Below are 19,440 nucleotides of genomic sequence, written 5' to 3' on the forward strand. Positions count from 1 at the left end.
CCAAATTCTTTGGCAATTCATGCTGGCGGTTCGTCGCGTCTCGTCCTAAAACCCCGCCAACCCAGATTTCGATTGGAGACTTGCCGTGGACGTCAAGGAAGTAAGGAAGCTCGACGCGTATCTGAAGCGCGTATTCGGCAATCCCAAGATCCGCGTCGTACCGCGGCCGAAGAAGGATGATTCCGCCGAGGTCTATATCGGCGAGGAGTTCATCGGCGTGCTCTTCGTCGATGACGAGGATGATGATCGCTCGTTCCAATTCCAGATGGCGATCCTCGAGGACGATCTCGTCGATCAGGAATAGTCTCGCGCCTGACGGCGTCGCGCGCGTCGCGACGCCGCACCTATTTCTTTGATAGAATGCGCAGCCGCGCCGTGGCATCAGCGACAATGATGCTGTCCGCATCGACGAGCTCGGCTTGCACGACCATGTCGCGATCCGTCCGCTCGATGACCCGTGCCCTTGCCGTGATCGGTCCAACTGCTGCGGGCTTCAGGAAGCGCGTGTCTAAGCTTCTTGTGACCACGGTCAGGTCAGGAGAAAGCGCGGCCAGCGCGCAAATCCCGGTGGCGGAGTCCAGCATCGCCGCCAGGAAGCCGCCTTGGGTCGTGCCATGCCTGTTGGTGAACGCGGGCTGAGCCTGGAAGCGGATCAGGGCACGCCCGCCCTCGTCAAAGCCGAGCCATTCGCGCCCAACAATTGGGCGCCCGGAGGCAGGTTTGCTGCTGCATCGGTCACGTCGATCACCGCGCTTGATGTTGTTGGCGACGAGCCTATCAGCCAGTCAATGCGGCGCAAAGCGATCGGGGGTCAGCCCTTCGGTCCGCGCAGCTGCGCTGACAGCCGGTCCAGCGCTTCCGCGACATCGCGCCATTGCGACAGCCAGCTCCGCGGAAAGCGGAAGGTGAGATCGGCGCCGCCGACACGGCGTTCGGAAAGGCACATGCCGGGCGTGGCGGCATCGCGCGTGCAGCGAGCGGTCAGCGCGGGGCTTGTCGCGGAATAGAAGTCCTCGCTGCCATAGGGCGTGTCGGCGCGGAACATCCGCATCGTCAGCCCGTCCGCCGCACTGGTCGCGGCCTGGTCGAGATAGCGCGGATAGATCGTGGCTGTTCGCTGCTCCGGCGCCAGCGCATCGTGATGCGCCGATATCGACAGGAAGACACGGTCGATCGGTTGCATCGCCTCTTCCACGGTGTCGGCGGTGACATGTTTCGGCGCGCCCGGCGGCTCAAGCGAAGGGTAGAGGAAGTCGAGATCGATGCGCTCCTGCGGGCCGGAGTGCCGCTGGATCTTCATCCGGATCGCGGTCGTGGGAACGTTGAACAGCGTGCCGCCGACACTCACCGGCAGCCGGTCCGGAGCATTCGCGCCGCCCGAGCCCCAGGTCGGCCACAGCAAATAGGCGACGAGCGCCACCGCGCCCAGCGCCGCAATGCCGCCGAGCACGATCGGGACGACATGCGCCCGAGGGTGCGTCCTGGAGGACCTGAGGGGAGCTGCCGAAAACATCGTCATGAGCTTGCGCAAGTCGAACCGGGAAGTCGGCCGGTGGCCGACGAATCAGCGGCGAATATGCCATGCGGCGGCGAATTCGCGGAGCGTTCCCGGCCGCCGGGACGGGGGAGGGCCCTGCGCGGATCGGCCACCGACGTTAACCTTCCCTTAAGGATAATGTAGCGTTAACCGGCACTCTTTGTCACAGGAAGGCTCCGGCGTTGCGTAAGGGCGGACCGTTCCGATGACACCTGAAGCCTTCAATTCTCTGTTCTCGATCTGCATCGGTTTCGCGCTCGCGGGCGCGCTCGTGAACGGTTACCAGGCGGTCGCGCAGCGGCCTGCCGGCTTCGGCCTGTTGCAGGACGGCGTGGCGCCGAAGACGTTTGCCGCGGTTCCGTTCCTGGTCTTCGCGGCGCCCTTCATCATCATGCGCAACACGTTGCGCGGCATGCGGGTGGAAAGCCGCCGCGTCGAATTCGTGATGATGGCGACCGTCATCGCCGGCTTCTGGAGCATGATGAGCGGCACCTTCTTCTTGATGACGCTGCGCGCCGCCGGCGTTCTGGTCTGACGCTTCCGTTGCACGGGACGCTCGGCGTCCCAGGCTGCGTGGCGCGGCGGCCCTTTGCCTCAGCGTCGCCGTTTCGCTATGGCTGGGGTTGACGCGACAGGAGAACCCCATGGCGATCTACGAGCTCGACGGACAGGCACCCGATCTTCCCGCCGACGGGAATTACTTCATCGCCGAGACCGCGACCGTGATCGGCCGCGTGCGCCTGAAGCCGGGTGCGAGCGTCTGGTTCGGCGCCGTGCTGCGCGGCGACAATGAATGGATCGAGATCGGCGAGGGCGCCAATGTGCAGGATGGCTCGACCTGCCACACCGACCTCGGCTTTCCCTTGGTCATCGGCAAGAATTGCACCGTCGGCCACAACGTCATCCTGCACGGCTGCACGATCGAGGAGGGCGCGCTCGTCGGAATGGGCTCGATCGTGATGAACGGCGCGAAGATCGGCCGCAACAGCATCGTTGGCGCGGGCTCCGTCATCACCGAGGGCAAGGAATTTCCCGAACGCTCCCTGATCATCGGCTCGCCCGCGCGCGTGATCCGCACGCTCGACGACGCCCAGGTGCAGAAGATGGGGAGTGCGGCGAGGTTCTACGTGGCCAACGGCCCGCGCTTCAAGAAAGGCCTGAAGCGGATCGGCTGAGAATAGCCGTGGGCCGCCTCCGGTCCGCGCATCACGGTTCGATATAGGCATGGCCGCCGCGTAGCGGTCCGCTCGCGCCGCGCGTCAGCTTCCTTCGGATTCACCTGCTTCGATCGCGGCTGCTGATGCTCGCGCGGAAGTGAGACAGTGAGGCTGTCAGGAAAGCGCGGGTGACGTTAGCTTGGTCCCGCTTTGAGCGTGGAACGTCTCCACGCGGAGGATCGAGTGATGTTACGCAAGATGATGATGGCGGCGCTGGCCGTCGCGGCAGTCGGCTTGTCGGCGCCGCAGGCGGCTGAGGCGGGGGGCGGTTTCGGTCATGGTGGCGGCGGCTGGGGCCACGGCGGCGGCGGCTGGGGCCATGGCGGCGGCTGGGGCCATGGCGGTCACTGGCGTGGCGGCGGCTTCTGGCCCGGAGTGGCGATCGGGGCAGGTCTCGCCGGCGCTGGCTACTATGGCGGCTATTACGGCTACGGCTATGGTTACGGCGATCCCTATTACTATGGTACCGGCTATGACGACGGCGGTTACGGCGGCTGTTACGTGGCGCGGAAGCGCGTCATGACGCCGGCAGGCTGGCGTGTCCGCCGCGTGGATGTCTGCGAATAGCGTTCTGACAGCTGCAAAAAGCTTGAGCCCCGCTCCGATTCCATCGGAGCGGGGCTCAAGCTAGCCCATTAAAGAACAAGGCCGTTGACGCAGTATACCGTCAACGACCTTGCCAGCCCCGGACATTGAAATCGGCTCACGCCATCCGGTAACCGGGAGCATGGCGCGGAATCATACGGGGGAATGTGATCCAGTTCACATGTGGAAAAATTTAAGTCGCAGGTCCTGACCCGGCTAGCCGCGCGAACGCTTGCGGGCGCTGGCGTGGACACGGCGCGACGGTTTCCTGCGGGTAACCGAGGGTGTCTCCGCTTCCGTGGCCCGGACGCTGGCAAAGGACTGCCGAAGGCCGTCGATGGACTCGTTCAGCGTCGTGACCTGTTCGGACAGGCGCTTGGTGTCGGCCTGCTGCGCCGCCATCAGGCGCTTCATGGTCTGGAGCTGGTCCTGCACGACCTGGAGCTGGTCGATCGATTCCTGCTGGGTCGCCTCCAGACCCTTGGTCTTCTCGACGAGTTGCTCGGATGCCTGGGCCGTGCGGGCCTGGAGCTGCCGCGACGCCACCACCCGGTCGGTCTCAGGAGTTGCGCCGGTAGAGGCGCGCCAGATCGCGATCGAGGTCACGCCGGCGATGAGGAGCAGGAGGGCTGCGGCGGTCAGCGCAATCGGCTGGGCGCCAAGGCGAAGGAGGGGGTTGGACGGCCTGTCCTGGGCGAGATCGATCATCGCTGACAAAACCCAAATTGAAACTTGGTGAGTGGCGAAGTGCGGCAACCAGAGGTCGCCGGGACGTCCCGAAAGTGTTACCATTCGGCAACAAATGGGACCAAAAAGAGGCTAACGGCAAAAAACCAGCAATCAGCTGATCTTGGGACCCCTGAAGGTCCTCGAAAAGAGCCGGGATCAAGGCTGAAACTGCGAAAACGGTCCGGAATAGGTCTTCGAGCGCGGCGCCGCATAGGGCCCGAGTCGGGAGGTCTTCAGTCCCAGCCGCACCAGTGATTCTGCCAGCGTGACCGCCGCGGCGACGCCGTCGACCACGGGCAGGCCATGTGTGGAGGCGAGCTCGGCGGCGAGATCAGCCATGCCGGCGCAGCCGAGCACGACGGCTTCCGCCCGATCGTCGCGGACCGCGGCGGTGATCTCCGCGGAGATCTTGCCGAGAGCATCAGTATTGCGCTCCTCGAGCGCGAGCACCGGGACCTCGGCGGCGCGGACGCGCGCGCAGCGCTCGGCGAGACCGTATTTCCGCAAATTATGCTCGATCGGCACGATCGAGACACCGAGCGTCGTCACCACGGCAAAGCGCGCCGCGATCAGGCTCGCCATGTGGAAGCCGGCTTCCCCGATGCCGATCACCGGCGCTTTCGCGGCGGCACGCGCAGCGTCGAGGCCGGTGTCGTCGAAGCAGGCGATGATGTGGGCGTCGGCGCCGTCGCGGTCGGCGTCGCGGATGCAGCCGAGCATGCCGGGCACGGCGAAGGCTTCGTCGTAAAAGCCCTCGATCGAGACCGGGCCCATCGCGGGCTGGCGCGCGTCGATCAATGTGTCGGGCAGGGCGACGCTGCGTGCTGCAGCGGCGATCTTCGCCGTCATCGACGCGGTGGTGTTGGGATTGACGACGTGCAGTCGCATCAGTTCAGACAAGCCCCTTGTCAGACAAGCCCTTGGCCGGCATCCGAGCCCTTGGCCGCCTGCCGTTTGTTGAGCATGTGGATGGTGCCGAGTGCAAGGGCGATCACGGTGAACGACACCGCCGAGATCACGGTGCCGAGCGCGTAGATGTCGGGGTTCGTCACGGTGGTGGTGAGGCCCTGGAGATCGAGCGGCAGCGTGTTCACCGCCCCGATCGCCTGGCTGGAGCGGGCGAGCTCGTCCCAGGACAGCGTGAAGCCGAACAGGCCGATGCCGATCACGGAGGGCAGAATGATCGGCAGCACGACATGACGGAAGGCCTGCCAGGGCGTCGCGCCGAGATCGCGCGCGGCTTCCTCGAGCCTGGGATCGAAGCGGTTGAAGATCGCGAACATGATCAGCAGGCCGAACGGTAGCGTCCAGGTCAGGTGCGCACCTAAGCCCGAGGTCAGCAGGCCCATCGAGGTCTCGAAATTCTCGTTCCAATGCGCCTTGATCAAATCGTCGATGATGCGGAATTCAAGCGAGATGCCGAGTGAGGTGATGATCGAGGGCACGATCAGGCTCGCGATCGCCGAGTAGAACAAAATGCTTTGCGCCTTGAACTTGCGGCGGAAGGCCATGCCGGCGGCGACCGACAGCACGACGGTCACAACCATCACGATCAGGCCAAGCAGCAGCGAGCGGCGGAAGGCCGCGCCGAGATCGACGATGCCGGTGCCCTGGAACAGTTTTGCGATCCAGAAGGTCGACACGCCATTCATCGGGAAAGTGAGGCCGCCCTGCGGGCCCTGGAACGAGAGGACGTAGATCGCGATCATCGGGCCGTAGAGAAACAGCACATAGGCCGCGAAGAAGATCGCGAGCACGTAGAACGAGCGCGGGCGTCCCTCCTTCATGCTCTAGAGCTCCTTCTTGATGTCGACGATGCGCGACATCATGGTGATGATCAGGAAGGTGATGATGAGCAGGATCACGGCGTTCGCGGCGGCAGCCGGGAATTGCAACGCGTTCACCCGCGTCTCGATGATCTTGCCGGCGGCGGCGATCTGCTGGCCGCCCATCACGCCGATGGTGATGAAGTCGCCCATCACGATGGTGATGACGAAGATCGAGCCGATCACGATGCCGGGCTTGGAGAGCGGGATGATGACGTTGACCAGCGTCTGGAAGCCGGTGGCGCCGGCATCATAGGCCGCCTCGATCAGCGACTTGTCGATCCGCACCATCGAATTGAAGATCGGCACCACCATGAAGAATGTGAAGAGGTGGACCAGCGCCAGCACCACGGAGAATTCGGAGAACAGCAGCCATTCCACGGGATGGTTGATCAGACCTGTTTTGACGAGGCCGGAATTGACGAGGCCATTGCGCCCGAGCAGCGGGATCCAGGCGATCATGCGAATGACGTTGGAGGTCCAGAACGGGATCGTGCAGAGCAGCGACAATCCCATCTGCCAGGTCTTGGACTTGACGTGGAAGGCGAGGAAGTAGGCGACCCAGAAGCCGATGAAGAGCGTGATGACCCAGACCAGGAAGCACAGCTTCAGCGTCTTCAGGTAGGTCTTGGCGATGGTGCAGAGATCGGGGAGCTGCGCGATGCAGCCCTCGAACGTGTCGGTGTAGCCGCGGCCGGAGAAGGCCGGCAGCAGCTGGTATTCGTTGTAGTCCCAGAACGAGACGATGACGACGAAGACCAGAGGGATCAGGAAGAAGGCGAGAAACACCAGCATCATCGGTCCGGCCTGGAGCCAGGAGATGAAGGAGGGCGACAGGCGCGTCGCTTTCGCGGCGCGCGCCGTGCGAGACCCCGGGATCAATCCCGGGGACGCCTGTTGCAGGATGTCCTCTGACGTGTCCATCACGTTAGGCCGCGATGAACTCGTTCCACTTGCGGACCATGTAATCGTTCTCGTCCATCACGGCGTTCCAGCAGGCGACGCCGCCCATGCGGTCCTCGTAGGAGCCGCCGTCGCGTACCGCGCCGGCCTTCTCGAGCAGTGAGCCGTCGGGCGCCTTGATGTCCTTCTCGGCCGGCTTGCCTTCCATCCAGTACGCCCATTCGTAGGGCTCCATGTGCGCCTTCGCGGTGGAAAGCACGGCGGAGTAGTAGCCCTGGCGGTTGAGATAGGCACCGGCATAGCCGGACAGGAACCAGTTCACGAACTCATAGGCCCATTCGAGCTTCGCACCCGACACGCCCTTGGAGACGCAGAAGCCCGAGGCCCAGGAGCGATACCCTTCCTTCAGCGGCTGGAAGGTGCAGGGGATGCCCATCGAGCGCACCTTCGTCACGGCCGGCGACCACATCGACTGGATGACGGTCTCACCTGACGCCATCAGGTTGACGCTCTCGTTGAAGTCCTTCCAGAAGGCGCGGAATTGCCCCGCCTTCTTGGCTTCGGTCATCACCTTCATGGTGAGATCGATCTCTTCCTTGGTCATGTTGCCCTTGTCGGCATATTTGTACTTGCCGGTGGCTTCCACGACCATCGCGGCATCCATGATGCCGATCGAGGGGATGTTGAGGATCGAGGCCTTGCCCTTGAATTCGGGATTGAGCAGCTCCGACCACGAGCTGATCGGCCGCTTGATCAGGTCGGGGCGAATGCCGAGCGTGTCGGCGTTGTAGACGGTCGGGATCAGCGTGACGAACTCGGTCGCCGACGTCGCGAACTTCTTGGAGTCCTTGCCTTCGAGATAGAGCACCTTCCAGGGCGCCGTGCCCTGGCCGCCGATCTTCTTGCCGCCGGGCGTCTCGCCCTTGGTGAAGACCGGCGTGATGTTGTCGAATTCCTTGATCTTCTTGGCATCGAGGGCAAGGATGTTGCCCGACGGCACGATCTTCTTCAGCGAGAAATATTCGGTGTCGAGCACGTCGAAGGAGTTGGGCTGGGTCATCACGCGCTTGGTGACGTCGTCGGTGGTCGCGGTGATGTATTCGATCTTGATGCCGGTGTCCTTGAGGCACTGCTTGGAGATGTCGTCGCCTTCGTTCACGGCGGTGCCGAGATAGCGCAGCACCTTCGCATCGGCCGATTTCACATAGGGGAAGCCGGTGATGGCGCCGGAGCCGGCGGCGAGGCCCGCGAGACCCGCGGTGCCCTTGAGCAGCGTGCGGCGGCTGACGCCCTTCGTGCTGGTGGTCTCGGTCATATCAGTCACTCCTCTGTTGCGCATTCCAGTGATCGATCGGCGCTATTGCAGGCGTTGCGCCTTGGCGGGATCCCAGGTGGCCAGCACGCGATCGCCCGGACGGAACGGGTGGACGTCGAAGGCGGCCTCGGGGAGGTGGGAGAACAGGGCGGTGCCGTCGTCGAGCGTGAGCGAGACGGCGATGTAGGAGCCCTGGTACTCGGTCTGGGTCAGCAGCGCCGGCGCGCCGAACGCGCCCTCGGCGAACGGCGCGATGCCGAGCTGATCGGCGCGCACGGCGATGAGGTTTCCGGCGTCGCTGAGGACGTTGTGGCCGCCGATGAAGCGCGCCACGAATTCGGTGCGGGGGCGGTGGAAGATCTCGCGCGCGGTGCCTTGCTGTTCGATCCTGCCCTGGTTCATCACCACGATGTGGTCGGCGAGCGCCATCGCTTCTTCCTGGCCGTGGGTGACCTGGATGAAGCTGATGCCGAGCTCGCGCTGAAGGCGCTTCAACTCGCCGCGCATCCTCACCCGCAGGAACGGATCGAGCGCGGAGAGCGGCTCGTCGAGCAGCAGGATCTGCGGCTCGGTGATCAGTGCGCGAGCCAGCGCCACGCGCTGCTGCTGGCCGCCGGAGAGTTGGGCCGGGAGCCGGCCCGCATAGGGTGTCATCGCCACCAGCTCGAGCAATTCGCCGGCGCGCCTGTGCCTGGTCGCGCGGTCGACGCCTCGCATTTTGAGCGCAAACGCCACATTGTCGAGCACGGTCAGATGCGGAAACAGCGCGTAGGACTGGAACATCATCGCCGTGCCGCGCTTGGCGGGCTCGAGGTCGGTCACGTTCTGCGCACCGAGAATGATGTCGCCTTTGCTGACCGCCTCATGGCCCGCGATCATCCGCAAGGTCGAGGTCTTGCCGCAGCCGGAGGGGCCGAGCAGGCAGCAATAGGTCCCGGCCGGAATCTTCAAATTGACGGTGTCGACCGCCAGTGTCGTGTCGTAGCGCTTGGTGACGGCGACCAGTTCGAGAGCGGCGGGAGTGGCCATGGCGTGTCCAAGGGAGGGGCGATGCTCCCGTCTCTCCGCAAGGTCCGTGCCAACCGCCCTTGGCCGGCTGAATTCCAGAACTGTGCAGCAGAGTCAGGTCGTTAGATCGAATCCGCCGCCTTCGGCCGTCCCAGCGCCCGTCTGCCTCGCTGCACACAAAACGGGCGCGGATTGTATAAACTTTCGCCTGTGATTGGATACAGGTCGTCGACTAACATTCAAGGCCGAACGTCGCCGATCGAGCCCTCAGACCCATGGCCGCCAAGACTCACCCGAAATCCGACGCGCCAGATGCGAACGATCGCGTCAGCCGTATCAGGGAGGGGGTGACCGCCGCGATCCTCGAGCATCGCCTGCTGCCGGGCACGAAGCTCGGCGAGGACGAGATCGGCGAGATCTACGGCGCGAGCCGCACGCTGGTCCGCACAGCGCTCCAGCAGCTTGCGCATGAGGGCATCGTCAACATCGAGAAGAACCGCGGTGCCTTCGTCGCGCGGCCGACGCCGGGCGATGCCCGTGAAGTGTTCGAGGCGCGCCGCCTGATCGAGCCAACCATCGTCGATCACGCGATCGATGCGGTGTCACCGGCCTGGATCGACCGCCTCCAGCAGCATCTCGCCGAGGAGCGCGAGGCGGAGCTGCGCGGTGACGCGCGCGCCTCGGTCCGGCTCTCCGGCGAGTTTCACCGTCTCGTCGCCGAGATGAGCGGCCACAGCATCTATCTTGGCTTCCTGAAAGAGCTGATCGCGCGCTCCTCGCTCATCATCCTGCTCTACCGCCGCCACGACACGCCGGCCTGTGGCACCGATCATCACGCCGGCATCGTCGCCGCGATCCGCAAGCGCGACAAGCAGGCTGCGCGCGTGCAGATGCTGTCACATCTGGACGAGATCGAGGCCGAGCTGTTCTTGAAGGATCCCGCCGCCGACGAGTTGCGGCTCGCCGACGTGCTGGGCGTGTGACCGCCTGCCGTCTGTCAGAACGGACGTTCCTGATTTCGCCTCATGATCTTGAGCACCAGCAGGACGGCTCCGAGGACGAGCAACAACACGCCGACGAAAGTCATGCCGCTGTATTCGAACGTCACGCCTACGGCCGTCAGCAGGCATCCCAAGATGATTGCGATGAGCCCGCCGAGCTTCTTGGCCAGCAGGATGCGTCCGTCACTCGTTTGCGCCACCATGTTACGCCTCGTCATTTGAATTCTACAGACGACCGCAAGCCCTCCTGCCCAGCGGCTCAAGTCGCGTAGACCGCGCAGGATCGTACTCCCGAGCGAGAAAGTTGCAATCTACCGTTGCTGGCGGGTCGAAATCGATAGTGCGTTTTAATTTGAGTTCGACGCGAGTGCGACAGGTGCACTTACCCATTTGCCTATCCAACTTGATGGGGACGCTTCTCTTCGCTCCGTATGGCTGATTTGCAAAACCTCCCTGTGGTTGCAAATTGACTCGATGCGGTTTGCAGGCATCAATCCATAGCTGCATCGCGCGGCGTCAGCTGGCTGGCGTTCGCCCGGATCTGCGTGGAGATTGGACATGTGGGGTTGGACCACGCCGGCCGGACTCTTCAGAGCCGCCGCATTGCTTGTGTCGATTGGAAGCCTCGGCAGCCCGTTGCCCTTACGAGCCCAGCAGGACTCCGCCGTCCTGTTCCGCAACGTTCGGATCTTCGACGGAAAGAATGCCACGCTCTCGGCCGCGTCCAACGTCCTGATCAGGAACAGGAAGATCGAGAAGATTTCGACCGCCGATATCGCGGCCACCGGTCAGGTGATCGACGGCGGCGGCCGCGTGCTGATGCCGGGACTGATCGACGCACACTGGCACGCGATGCTGGTGCGTCCGACGCCGATGGCAGCCCTCGCAGGCGATATCGGCTACAACAATTTGCTCGCCGCCAGTGAGGCGACGGCGACGCTGATGCGCGGCTTTACCACCATACGCGACATGGGCGGACCGAGCTTCGGCCTCAAGCAGGCCATCGACGAGGATCTCGTCGCCGGACCCCGCATCTATCCGTCCGGTGCCATCATCACCGTCACCAGCGGTCATGGCGACTTCCGGCAGCTCTCCGATCTGCCGCGCACGATCGGCGGAATGCTCAGCCGCATGGAGCTGATCGGCGGCAGCATGGTTGCCGACAGCCCCGACGAGGTGCGCGTGCGCGCGCGCGAGCAACTGATGCAAGGCGCGTCGCAGGTCAAGCTCACGGCGGGCGGCGGCGTCGCATCGCCCTTCAGTCCGCTCGATGTCTCCACCTTCACCGAGCCCGAGCTGCGCGCCGCTGTCGAGGCCGCGGACAATTGGGGCACCTATGTCGCCACGCACGCCTATACGTCGGTCGCGATCCAGCGCTCGATCGCGGCCGGCGTGAGATGCATCGAGCACGGACATCTCATGGATGAGGCGAGCGCGAAGCTGATCGCGGAGAAGGGCGTCTGGCTGAGCACGCAACCATTCCTTGATATCTCCGGCGCCGCGGCGCTGGGACCGTCGGAGCAGGACAAGATGCGGCAGGTCGTTGCCGGCACTGACCGCGTCTATGCGCTGGCGAAGAAGTACAAGATCAAGACCGCGTTCGGCACTGACGTCCTGTTCTCGAAGGCATTGGCGGACAAGCAGGGCTCGATGCTGGCCGCACTGACGCGCTGGTACACGCCGGCCGAAGCGCTGACGATGGCGACGTCGACCAACGCTGAACTCTTGAGCCTGTCGGGCCTGCGCAATCCCTATCCCGGCAAGCTCGGCGTGGTCGAGGAGGGCGCGCTCGCCGATCTCCTGCTGGTCGACGGCAATCCGCTCGACGACATCAAGCTTGTCGAAGATCCCGCGAAGAATTTTGTGGTGATCATGAAGGACGGCAGGATCTACAAGAACAGGCTCGCGCATTGATGCGCGCTGGGCAGGTGTGAGCCCGCGAAATTCAATCGCTTCTAGTCGCGCTCGTCAGGAACCGGCTTTCCTGGTCGAGAGCCTTTTGCGATCTCGGGGAGCGCAGGAGGCCGCGCGGGGCTTGTCACAATCTCCGGCCTGTCACCATCGGAGGCGTGACTTCTGAGCGTCTCCAAAACCAGAAAGAATTTTTCTGCTAGCATGAGTCAAGCTCGCTGACGCGTTCATCTCGGTTTCGAGAACGCCGAGATTCGCTATCAATTCGATCACTTACTGTACGCGGCGGCAATTTAATTCGTCACGCCGGACGAATTATGACAGTCCTGCCCGATCTTTAGCGTCGCGCATGGCGCATGTGGACGATGATGCGTTGCGACGTAACGTTGCTATTCCTTGCGGGCCTGACGAGCTATATGCTGCGCTCTGTCATCAAACTGTCATGTCACCGGAAATGTTGAAATCAGACGCTACACCGGCTCGCAAAACCATGAGCGCGCCGGATGGGAATCCTGTCCTCAAGGACAGGAACAAGAGAACGCAAGTCGTCGCCGGCTTCCTCAGGCAACGTGACGCAGCCGAGCCCGACCCGGAACATGCGATCGTCGAGGGCGCTGTGATTGATCAGACGCCATCGCAAGACACGACGCCTGCACCGGAGCCAGCCCAGTCCGGCACTGCTGCGCGTCCCGCCGGTGAGATCGAGCTCAAGCTGCTCGTCGATGCCGCTCGCATGGCGCATTTCAACGCCGCGCCGGTCATCACGGCCAATGCGCGCAACAAGGGCACGCGCAAGCATCTCAAGTCGGTCTATTACGACACGGCCGAGCGCCTGCTTCGGCGCAATGGCCTCAGCCTGCGCGTCCGCCAGAGCGGCGCGCGCTTCGTGCAGACCGTGAAGACGGACGCTGCGGACGATCCGCTGCGCCGTGGCGAGTGGGAGGCGAGCGTGTCGTCGCTTGCGCCCGATCTCGCTCTGGCGATGCCCTTCATTCCGGAGGAGCTTCGTAGCCACCTCTTGGCGCAGCCGCTCGAAGCCGTCTTCACAGCTAACATCCGTCGTCATGCGAGGATGATCGACTTGCCGTCCGGCACGGTCGAAATCGCCTTCGATCAAGGCGAGCTGACGGCTGGCGATCGCACGCTACCGGTGAGCGAGATCGAGCTTGAGCTGAAGAGCGGCAGCGCCAGCACGATCTACGAGGTCGCGCTGCGGCTCGCGGAGCAGGGCGCGGTCAAGCCGTCCATCCGTACCAAGTCGGCGCGCGGCTTTGATCTTGCCGCCGATGAGCCGCCCCCGGCACGTCGTCCGCGAAAACTTCGCCTCGATGCGTCGGTCACGCTCGACGAGGCCTTCGCGACGATCCTGCGCTCCTGCTTCCTCCATCTGCTTCAGTCGCTGCCGGCCGCCGAGGACGGGCGCAACCCGGAAGGCGTGCATCAACTCCGCGTCTCGCTGCGCCGGCTGCGATCGGCGCTCGACCTGATGCGATCGGTCGGCGCGCTCAGCAATCTCGACGCGCTGCGGTCGGAGGTCAAATGGCTGGCGCAAGACCTGTCCGCCGCCCGTGATTGGGACGTGTTCCAGCTCGATACCTTGCCGACGATCGCACAGGCCTGTCCATTGGTCGCCGGCTTCGATGCGCTGGGCCGGGCTGCGGCCGAGCGCCAGTCGGACGCCTATCGCAAGGCGCATGATGCGCTCGACGATCGCCGCTGCGCCGTGTTCCTGATCGGCCTCGGAAACTGGATCGAGACGCGAGGCTGGCGCAACGACGTTGCCGCCGAAGATCTCGGCCAGCTCGCCGAACCTGCCGTCGATTTCGCGCGACGCATCTTGTCGGAGCAATACGCCAAGGTGCTCAAGCGTGGCCGCCGCTTCAAGTCGCTTCCCGCCGAGGAGCTGCACCGGGTGCGGCTCGCGACCAAGCGGCTGCGCTATCTCAGCGAGTTCCTGCTGCCGCTGTACGAGGATCGCAAGTCGGCGCGACGTTTCTCGCGCAGGCTCGCAGCCTTGCAGGAGGAGCTTGGCGCATTCAACGATATGGCGGTCACGGCATCGCTGCTCGATGGGCTCGGTACTGAACCCGACAGCGCCGTCGCGGCTGCGGCGATCGCCGGCTGGCAGGCACGTGCATCGATCGGCGTGCAGCCCGCTTTGCAACGCACGTGGCGCGATTTCACCGCCGCGCGCGTGCCCTGGTCGTCGCAGGGCTGATTGCTCGCCCCAAAAAAAGTTGCGGCCAGCCATTGGGGGATGGCTGGCCGCGCGCGAACCGGTCTGGGACGGGGAGGGGTGGGGATGTGACCGGGCCGCGTAACTCGTTTTCCTGACTGCTAGTTCTTGGCGCTGGCGGTGGAGACCGCCGGCTTGGTGTCGCCGAGCGAGACCCAGACATTGGGGTCGCTCTGTGACTGGCGCTTGACGAAGCGGTAGCCGGTCTCCGTCCAGGCAACGACGTTCTCGTTCTGATTGTCGAGAACGAACTCGCCCTTGTCGGTCTTCACCGTCAGCACCGCGTGTCCTTCGCCCTTCTTGTCCCGCACGACGGTGATGAGCAGGGCCTCGCGCGGCCATCCGGCATCGATCAGCATCTTGCGCTTCAGCAGCACGTAGTCTTCACAATCGCCGTAACCGTCGGTCGGCAGCGACCACTTCTCGATCACGCCCCAGTGCTCCTGGTCGGTCAAAGGCTTGACGGTCTCGTTGACCCAGCGATTGACCTTGACGAGGTCGCGCCATGCGGCCTGCGACATCACGATGTCGCGCGGTTGCGTCGGCGCGCCCTGGCACTGAGCGGCATTATCCGCACAGAACTCGACCCAGCCGATCGGCGCACGCGTGGTGTCGCCGAGGCTCGCGTAGAGCAGGCGGCCTTCGCCGGCCTGCGCTGCCGCGCTGATCCCGAAGAGCATGGCAGCCAGTGCCAGCCCTTTCCCCTGTCCCCTGAAGTCCAACATTGCGGCCCCCGTTTCTTGTTGGGACCACATTTCGCATGGAGCTTTTGAGTTGCCGCTAAGTCGGCCAAGTCAAGTCGAGACGAATGCAAGTAAAAGGCGCGATGAATTCGATCTATACTTGAATCGAATTCGACTAAGATTTGAAATTACTTCAATTGATTCAAATTTTATCTATTAACGCGGAAACGCTGGCGGAACTGTTGTTTGCGCGCGCACGCGGCCCTCGCGTTAACCCGCGCGAGGCGGTCGCCGGACACGAAAAAGGCGGCGTCCGCATCGCGGAAGCCGCCTTCAGGGCTGGAAATACAGGCGTTTTAGCGTCCTTGCGCTTTACCGCGCGGTAACGCTCTCTTCGAGAGTCTCTATCGGCTGCTCGTGCATGAACTCCAGCGCGAAGCCGTCCTCGAGGTTTCGGACCACGCGGCCCTGGACCCGGCCGAGCAGCACGATCGATTTCACCGGCGGGCGGTTCTCCGCGGCAATGGCGGCACCGGACAGCGAGAGGTCGATGATGCGGCAGGTCATCTTGGTGCCGTCCTCGAGCGTCAGCACCGCGATCGGGTTTCGCGGCACGATTCGGTCGTGGCGGCGATCCTCCGGCAGATTGAGGATGTCGCGGTTGGCAAGCCAGGTCAGCTGTGCCGCCAGCTTGTCGCGCTTGCGCGGCGTCGCCCCGACCGTCATGGCGAAACCGTTGTCGATGATGCGGGTGATCTTGCCCTCGACCCGGCCGATATGGTCGAGATAGGCGACCACGCGGTCGCCGACATTGCCGATGCCGGGGGCCAGAAGCGCCAGTCCGCCCGGCGACATGTTGATCACCTGGCAGGGGAATTCCCGGCGGTCCGGCAGCATGTAGCGGCCGAGCAGGTGAACCTTCACCCGCTGGAAACGCCGTCGTTCCTCGGCGGCCGGAAGAAATTTTTTGTTCGCCAACGCCATTTTCACAACCCGACCCCCCGCCTGGCGGAGTCCGGGACGACCCTAAGGTGCACAGGGTTAACGCCGCGTTAGGATTGGGCGCGTCGATTACGGACAGACACAATGCGCTCGAAAAGCCACATCAGCGGCGGGCAGGCCAGCACCGTCAGCGCGCCGAGGTCGAGCGCCACCGCGGCCGTCCCGGCCGATTTGGCCAGCCGGCCGGCCACCGCCGGCCCCAGCATCATCGCGGCATAGAAGAGAGTGTAGAACACACCCATGCCGATCGCCCTTGTCTCCGGCGCGAGCACGCGGGCGGCCAGGCTCATGATCGGGCCGGCCGGATGGCCGCCGATCAGGCCGATCAGGACGAGGACCGTGATCACCGCATCCGATCGCGGCAACCAGGCCAGCAGCCCGGCCACGATGAGGCTGGCTGCGGTCGCGAGCGTGAGCGGACGCTTGAAACGGTCGGCGAGATAGCCGCCTGCTGGCACCGAGATCACCGACAGCCACATCACGAGGCTGATCGCGGAGCCTGCCGCCGCAATGCTCCAGCCGCGCTCGGCGAGCAGGGAGGGGCCGAACGAGAAGATCATGGCGAAGCCGACATTAAAGAGTCCCCAGATCAGACCTGCGACGATCACCGCCAGCAGCGCGAGGGGATCGAGCCGGCCTGGGCCGGCCGCGCTGACTGTGGCTCCCGGCGGCGACTGATAGAGCGTGATCAGCACAATACCGATGGCCGTGAGTGCGCCCGCCGCCAGGAACACCGCGCTCGCGCCATAGGCCGTGCCGATCGCCGGCAGCACCAGCAGCGAGATCGCGACGCCGGCCGGCCAGGAGTTGACGAAGATCGCCATCGCGGTGGCGATCTCCTTCCCGGCGAACCAGTCGGTGCCCATCTTGGTGAGCTGCACCGTCAACAGCACGCCGCCGGCGCCGGAGACCAGCCGGCCCGCCATCTGCCAGCCCCAGATGTCGGTGGTGGCCATGACGAGGCTGCCCGCAGTCATCAGCAGCAGCGCCGCGATCGTCGTCGGCTTGTCGCCAAGGGTCCGGCCGATCGCGCCGCCCGGCAGCGCCAGCACGATGCCGGGGGTGAAATAGAGTCCGATCAGGATGCCGATATCGGCGAGCCCGACGCCAAAGGTCTGTTGCAGCAACGGCGCGACTGCGGCCACGCTCTGGAACTGGAACGCGATGGTGAGGCGCACGACGAACAGGATCGCAAGAATGCCCCAGCGATTGCGCAACGTCTCATCTCCCCAAGCCCTCTCTCGAAGGTGCGGTGGAGAGGGACGAGAGTCAACCGGCTGTCTTCCTCGTCGCGCGCCCATAGAGAAGACACAGCAGCGCCAGCAGCACCGCGGCCGAGAGCCCGAGCGACCAGTGAATGCCGATCGCCGCGCCGAACAGGCCGACGGTGATGCCGCTGAAGGCCCGCATCCCCAGCCCAGCCATGTTGTAGAGCCCGACGACGCGGCCGCGGATGTCGTGCGGCGCGTTCAACTGCACCAGCGCCTGCGCCATGGTATTGAACGACAGCTCGAAGAAACCCGCAAAGAACAGCAGCACGATCGCGACCGGATAGATCCGCACCGCGGCGAAGCCGAGCAGCGCCACGCTCCACAGCATCGCGAGCGTGATCGCGGTGCGCGGCGTGCCCTTCAACCGTCCCCAGGATTCCAGCGCGATGCCGGCGAGCAGTGCACCTGCCGCATCGGCCGCGAGCAGAACGCTGTAGGAGACGCCGGGATCGCCGTGGCCGAGATCGCCGGCAAAGCCCGGCATCTGGGCGTGATAGGCGTTGCCGATCATGAAGGAGGTGAGGCCGGCGAGCCACGTCATTGCGGTCAGCACCGGCTGCGTGCCGATGGCGCGCATCGTCAGCACGATGTCGGCAAGGCCGCGCATGGCGAAGCGCCGCACCGCGACGCTCTTGTCGCGCACCGGGGCCCAGAACAGCCAGAGCAGCATCGGCAGGTAGAACAGCGTGTTGAAGATGATGCCGTGCGAGGTGCCCAGCGTGAGCATGATGACGCCGCCGACGGCGGGGCCGACCAGGATGCCGAGATAGCGCGCCATCGCATTCAGGCGCACTGCGCTCGGAAGATCCGCGGGACCGACGAGATCGTAGAGCAGAAGCTGGTTCGGCGTCTGCCACAGCACGCCGGCGCAGCCATGGATCACCAGCAGCAGCATCGCGTGCCACATCTGGATGGTGTCGGTGATGAAGAAGAAGCCCCATCCTGCCGAGGCCACGATGAACAGCAGCATGCCGCATTGGATGATGCGTCGCGGATCGAACCGGTCGGCGAGCCCGCCGACCGCGACCGAGAACAGCAGGAACGGCAGCCAGTGCGACAGCACGGCAAAGCCCCCCAGCGTCGGCGAATGGAATTTCTGGAACACCACCCAATAGCTGATCACATGCTCGATATTGTCCGCCATCATCGCCAGCACGTAGGCGATGAACTGGAGCCGGTACGGCACCGACTTCATCGCCGCGAACGATCCGGACGCGACAACAGGATTTTGGGGAAGGGGGTTCAAGCGATCACCTGGGTGGGACTGTTCGGGCCTTACACGTTCACCGCCGGCCGCTCAAGACACTTGGGTGTTTGTCCGTAGCCCGCAATCCGGGACCGCCGACCCCGCATTCCGCAAAGCTCCATGCGGGCTACGAAGCAGCGCGTCACGCGATCTCCGTCGCCAGAAACGACCTGACCACCGCAGCAAACTCATCCGGCTTGTCATATGGCAACCCATGGCCCGCATTCGCGATCACCTCATGGCTGAGGTGTGGATTGAGCCCCTGCAGCTCCCGCGCCGTTTCGACGGAGACAACGCCATTGTCTCCGATGACAAGCAGGCACGGGACGGCAATGGCTTCGACAAGCTCGCGATAATCCGGGTTCGGCGGCGTGAGAACCTCGAAGGCGCTGATCTCGGTCCGCAGCCGCGCATCAATGATCAGGTCAAGCAGCTCGGATGAGCGGTGCGGATGCCGCCGCCGGGCTTCGGCCAGCGCCTCGTCCTTGTCCCGGGCGAGAAGCCGGCGATGCTGCTCGGCGACGTCGCTCCGGTAAATCTCGCGCTGGCGCTCCGGTGCCAAGAAAGTCGGATCGGCGAGGATAACGCTGCGAATGGCCGTACCCATCTCGCTCGCAACCACGGCGGCGGTCATGCCGCCCATGGAATGGCCGAGCAGGATCGGGGCAGTCAGCCCGAGCGCGTCAATGAGGCCGATGACATCGTCTGCGAGATCGCGGTACAGATACCCGCCGGACGGTGCGCTCGACGCGCCATGTCCTCTCGCAGAGGGCATGATGACGTCGTAGCCGTCCTCGAGAGCGCGCGCCAACGGTGTCCAGCAGGCGCCGCTTCCGGTCAGACCATGCAGGGCAATCAGCGCAGGCTTGTCGTCCCCGGTCCGTAAATAATGGATGTCGATGCCATTTGCCGCGCAGGTTCGGCTCGTCCAGTTTGTCATTCGCAACGACTGTCAAAGAATCAACGCCGA

The 19,440-nt window shown here is 64.3% G+C and carries 22 protein-coding genes; 8 read left to right on the plus strand and 14 right to left on the minus strand.

Annotated elements, in window-relative coordinates; genetic code table 11:
- Positions 1–85 precede the first annotated feature (85 nt).
- Positions 86–304 carry a DUF3126 family protein gene (locus ABIA90_RS29095; RefSeq protein WP_007602550.1) on the plus strand — a complete coding sequence of 73 codons (219 nt, stop codon included), beginning with the start codon at positions 86–88 and terminating at the stop codon, positions 302–304.
- 40 nt (positions 305–344) lie between these two features.
- On the opposite strand, the gene ABIA90_RS29100 is transcribed toward ABIA90_RS29095, so the two are convergent.
- Together ABIA90_RS29100 and ABIA90_RS29105 are read right to left on the minus strand one after the other, a co-directional pair.
- Positions 345–785, minus strand: coding sequence for a PaaI family thioesterase (locus tag ABIA90_RS29100; RefSeq protein WP_354122488.1), 441 nt, complete (start codon positions 783–785; stop codon positions 345–347).
- Between the two features lie 26 nt (positions 786–811).
- On the minus strand, positions 812–1,519 hold the full coding sequence (locus ABIA90_RS29105; protein WP_354120528.1) for a hypothetical protein: 708 nt from the start codon (positions 1,517–1,519) through the stop codon (positions 812–814).
- A gap of 223 nt (positions 1,520–1,742) precedes the next feature.
- On the opposite strand from ABIA90_RS29105, the gene ABIA90_RS29110 reads away from it, so the two are divergent.
- The 3 genes from ABIA90_RS29110 (at position 1,743) to ABIA90_RS29120 (ending at position 3,321) form a co-directional block, all read left to right on the plus strand.
- Positions 1,743–2,072, plus strand: coding sequence for a DUF6949 family protein (locus ABIA90_RS29110; protein WP_354120527.1), 330 nt, complete (start codon positions 1,743–1,745; stop codon positions 2,070–2,072).
- Positions 2,073–2,181: 109 nt separating this feature from the next.
- Entirely contained in the window at positions 2,182–2,712 is a 531-nt protein-coding gene (locus ABIA90_RS29115; protein ID WP_028150041.1) for a gamma carbonic anhydrase family protein, read from the plus strand.
- Between the two features lie 228 nt (positions 2,713–2,940).
- The gene (locus ABIA90_RS29120) at positions 2,941–3,321 is read left to right on the plus strand and encodes a hypothetical protein (RefSeq protein ID WP_354120526.1); all 381 of its coding nucleotides are present in this window, start codon (positions 2,941–2,943) and stop codon (positions 3,319–3,321) included.
- Between the two features lie 234 nt (positions 3,322–3,555).
- On the opposite strand, the gene ABIA90_RS29125 is transcribed toward ABIA90_RS29120, so the two are convergent.
- The 6 genes from ABIA90_RS29125 to ABIA90_RS29150 form a co-directional block, all read right to left on the minus strand.
- Positions 3,556–4,047 carry a hypothetical protein gene (locus ABIA90_RS29125; RefSeq protein ID WP_166091991.1) on the minus strand — a complete coding sequence of 164 codons (492 nt, stop codon included), beginning with the start codon at positions 4,045–4,047 and terminating at the stop codon, positions 3,556–3,558.
- Between the two features lie 177 nt (positions 4,048–4,224).
- Positions 4,225–4,956, minus strand: coding sequence for an aspartate/glutamate racemase family protein (locus tag ABIA90_RS29130; RefSeq protein ID WP_354120525.1), 732 nt, complete (start codon positions 4,954–4,956; stop codon positions 4,225–4,227).
- 20 nt (positions 4,957–4,976) lie between these two features.
- Complete coding sequence (locus tag ABIA90_RS29135) at positions 4,977–5,855, minus strand: ABC transporter permease (RefSeq protein ID WP_063982477.1); 879 nt, start codon at positions 5,853–5,855, stop codon at positions 4,977–4,979.
- A 3-nt stretch (positions 5,856–5,858) separates the two neighbouring features.
- Positions 5,859–6,818, minus strand: a complete 960-nt coding sequence (locus tag ABIA90_RS29140; RefSeq protein ID WP_354120710.1) for an ABC transporter permease — start codon at positions 6,816–6,818, stop codon at positions 5,859–5,861.
- A 4-nt stretch (positions 6,819–6,822) separates the two neighbouring features.
- Positions 6,823–8,112, minus strand: coding sequence for an ABC transporter substrate-binding protein (locus ABIA90_RS29145; RefSeq protein ID WP_354120524.1), 1,290 nt, complete (start codon positions 8,110–8,112; stop codon positions 6,823–6,825).
- 42 nt (positions 8,113–8,154) lie between these two features.
- Complete coding sequence (locus ABIA90_RS29150; protein ID WP_063982479.1) at positions 8,155–9,141, minus strand: ABC transporter ATP-binding protein; 987 nt, start codon at positions 9,139–9,141, stop codon at positions 8,155–8,157.
- Between the two features lie 254 nt (positions 9,142–9,395).
- Here ABIA90_RS29150 and ABIA90_RS29155 point away from each other — a divergent pair, with 254 nt between their 5' ends.
- Positions 9,396–10,103, plus strand: coding sequence for a GntR family transcriptional regulator (locus ABIA90_RS29155; RefSeq protein ID WP_085398689.1), 708 nt, complete (start codon positions 9,396–9,398; stop codon positions 10,101–10,103).
- Positions 10,104–10,117: 14 nt separating this feature from the next.
- On the opposite strand, the gene ABIA90_RS29160 is transcribed toward ABIA90_RS29155, so the two are convergent.
- Positions 10,118–10,324, minus strand: a complete 207-nt coding sequence (locus ABIA90_RS29160) for a hypothetical protein (RefSeq protein ID WP_063982481.1) — start codon at positions 10,322–10,324, stop codon at positions 10,118–10,120.
- A 355-nt stretch (positions 10,325–10,679) separates the two neighbouring features.
- Between ABIA90_RS29160 and ABIA90_RS29165 the strand changes: the two genes are divergently transcribed.
- Both ABIA90_RS29165 and ABIA90_RS29170 read left to right on the plus strand, forming a co-directional pair.
- Complete coding sequence (locus ABIA90_RS29165) at positions 10,680–12,035, plus strand: metal-dependent hydrolase family protein (protein ID WP_071912614.1); 1,356 nt, start codon at positions 10,680–10,682, stop codon at positions 12,033–12,035.
- Positions 12,036–12,486: 451 nt separating this feature from the next.
- On the plus strand, positions 12,487–14,250 hold the full coding sequence (locus ABIA90_RS29170) for a CYTH and CHAD domain-containing protein (RefSeq protein ID WP_354114802.1): 1,764 nt from the start codon (positions 12,487–12,489) through the stop codon (positions 14,248–14,250).
- A gap of 119 nt (positions 14,251–14,369) precedes the next feature.
- On the opposite strand, the gene ABIA90_RS29175 is transcribed toward ABIA90_RS29170, so the two are convergent.
- Entirely contained in the window at positions 14,370–14,993 is a 624-nt protein-coding gene (locus tag ABIA90_RS29175; RefSeq protein ID WP_028154093.1) for a transglutaminase-like cysteine peptidase, read from the minus strand.
- A 140-nt stretch (positions 14,994–15,133) separates the two neighbouring features.
- Here ABIA90_RS29175 and ABIA90_RS29180 point away from each other — a divergent pair, with 140 nt between their 5' ends.
- On the plus strand, positions 15,134–15,337 hold the full coding sequence (locus tag ABIA90_RS29180) for a hypothetical protein (protein ID WP_187388013.1): 204 nt from the start codon (positions 15,134–15,136) through the stop codon (positions 15,335–15,337).
- Here the strand turns inward: ABIA90_RS29180 and ABIA90_RS29185 are convergent.
- The 4 genes from ABIA90_RS29185 to ABIA90_RS29200 form a co-directional block, all read right to left on the minus strand.
- The gene (locus ABIA90_RS29185) at positions 15,324–15,935 is read right to left on the minus strand and encodes a PilZ domain-containing protein (RefSeq protein ID WP_063982484.1); all 612 of its coding nucleotides are present in this window, start codon (positions 15,933–15,935) and stop codon (positions 15,324–15,326) included. The two genes, ABIA90_RS29180 and ABIA90_RS29185, sit on opposite strands and share 14 nt — an antisense overlap.
- Positions 15,936–16,003: 68 nt before the next feature.
- Positions 16,004–17,170: an MFS transporter gene (locus ABIA90_RS29190; protein WP_071912618.1), complete on the minus strand. Its 1,167-nt coding sequence runs from the start codon at positions 17,168–17,170 to the stop codon at positions 16,004–16,006.
- 52 nt (positions 17,171–17,222) lie between these two features.
- Positions 17,223–18,470, minus strand: coding sequence for an MFS transporter (locus ABIA90_RS29195; protein ID WP_354120523.1), 1,248 nt, complete (start codon positions 18,468–18,470; stop codon positions 17,223–17,225).
- 142 nt (positions 18,471–18,612) lie between these two features.
- A complete protein-coding gene (locus tag ABIA90_RS29200; protein ID WP_354120522.1) occupies positions 18,613–19,410 on the minus strand; it encodes an alpha/beta fold hydrolase in 798 nt (265 codons plus the stop codon).
- Positions 19,411–19,440: the final 30 nt, after the last annotated feature.

The sequence above is a fragment of the Bradyrhizobium sp. LA6.8 genome (assembly GCF_040547935.1).
Taxonomy (GTDB): Bacteria; Pseudomonadota; Alphaproteobacteria; order Rhizobiales; family Xanthobacteraceae; genus Bradyrhizobium; species Bradyrhizobium barranii.

Bases quoted from the DNA above. Each gene is read 5' to 3' on its own strand.
- ABIA90_RS29110 (WP_354120527.1), top strand. From the start codon at position 1,743: ATGACACCTGAAGCCTTCAATTCTCTGTTCTCGATCTGCATCGGTTTC.
- ABIA90_RS29145 (WP_354120524.1), bottom strand. From the start codon at position 8,112: ATGACCGAGACCACCAGCACGAAGGGCGTCAGCCGCCGCACGCTGCTC.
- ABIA90_RS29175 (WP_028154093.1), bottom strand. From the start codon at position 14,993: ATGTTGGACTTCAGGGGACAGGGGAAAGGGCTGGCACTGGCTGCCATG.
- ABIA90_RS29165 (WP_071912614.1), top strand. From the start codon at position 10,680: ATGTGGGGTTGGACCACGCCGGCCGGACTCTTCAGAGCCGCCGCATTG.
- ABIA90_RS29135 (WP_063982477.1), bottom strand. From the start codon at position 5,855: ATGAAGGAGGGACGCCCGCGCTCGTTCTACGTGCTCGCGATCTTCTTC.
- ABIA90_RS29115 (WP_028150041.1), top strand. From the start codon at position 2,182: ATGGCGATCTACGAGCTCGACGGACAGGCACCCGATCTTCCCGCCGAC.
- ABIA90_RS29170 (WP_354114802.1), top strand. From the start codon at position 12,487: ATGTTGAAATCAGACGCTACACCGGCTCGCAAAACCATGAGCGCGCCG.
- ABIA90_RS29120 (WP_354120526.1), top strand. From the start codon at position 2,941: ATGTTACGCAAGATGATGATGGCGGCGCTGGCCGTCGCGGCAGTCGGC.
- ABIA90_RS29140 (WP_354120710.1), bottom strand. From the start codon at position 6,818: ATGGACACGTCAGAGGACATCCTGCAACAGGCGTCCCCGGGATTGATC.
- ABIA90_RS29160 (WP_063982481.1), bottom strand. From the start codon at position 10,324: ATGGTGGCGCAAACGAGTGACGGACGCATCCTGCTGGCCAAGAAGCTC.
- ABIA90_RS29155 (WP_085398689.1), top strand. From the start codon at position 9,396: ATGGCCGCCAAGACTCACCCGAAATCCGACGCGCCAGATGCGAACGAT.
- ABIA90_RS29185 (WP_063982484.1), bottom strand. From the start codon at position 15,935: ATGGCGTTGGCGAACAAAAAATTTCTTCCGGCCGCCGAGGAACGACGG.
- ABIA90_RS29130 (WP_354120525.1), bottom strand. From the start codon at position 4,956: ATGCGACTGCACGTCGTCAATCCCAACACCACCGCGTCGATGACGGCG.
- ABIA90_RS29150 (WP_063982479.1), bottom strand. From the start codon at position 9,141: ATGGCCACTCCCGCCGCTCTCGAACTGGTCGCCGTCACCAAGCGCTAC.
- ABIA90_RS29125 (WP_166091991.1), bottom strand. From the start codon at position 4,047: ATGATCGATCTCGCCCAGGACAGGCCGTCCAACCCCCTCCTTCGCCTT.
- ABIA90_RS29105 (WP_354120528.1), bottom strand. From the start codon at position 1,519: ATGACGATGTTTTCGGCAGCTCCCCTCAGGTCCTCCAGGACGCACCCT.
- ABIA90_RS29200 (WP_354120522.1), bottom strand. From the start codon at position 19,410: ATGACAAACTGGACGAGCCGAACCTGCGCGGCAAATGGCATCGACATC.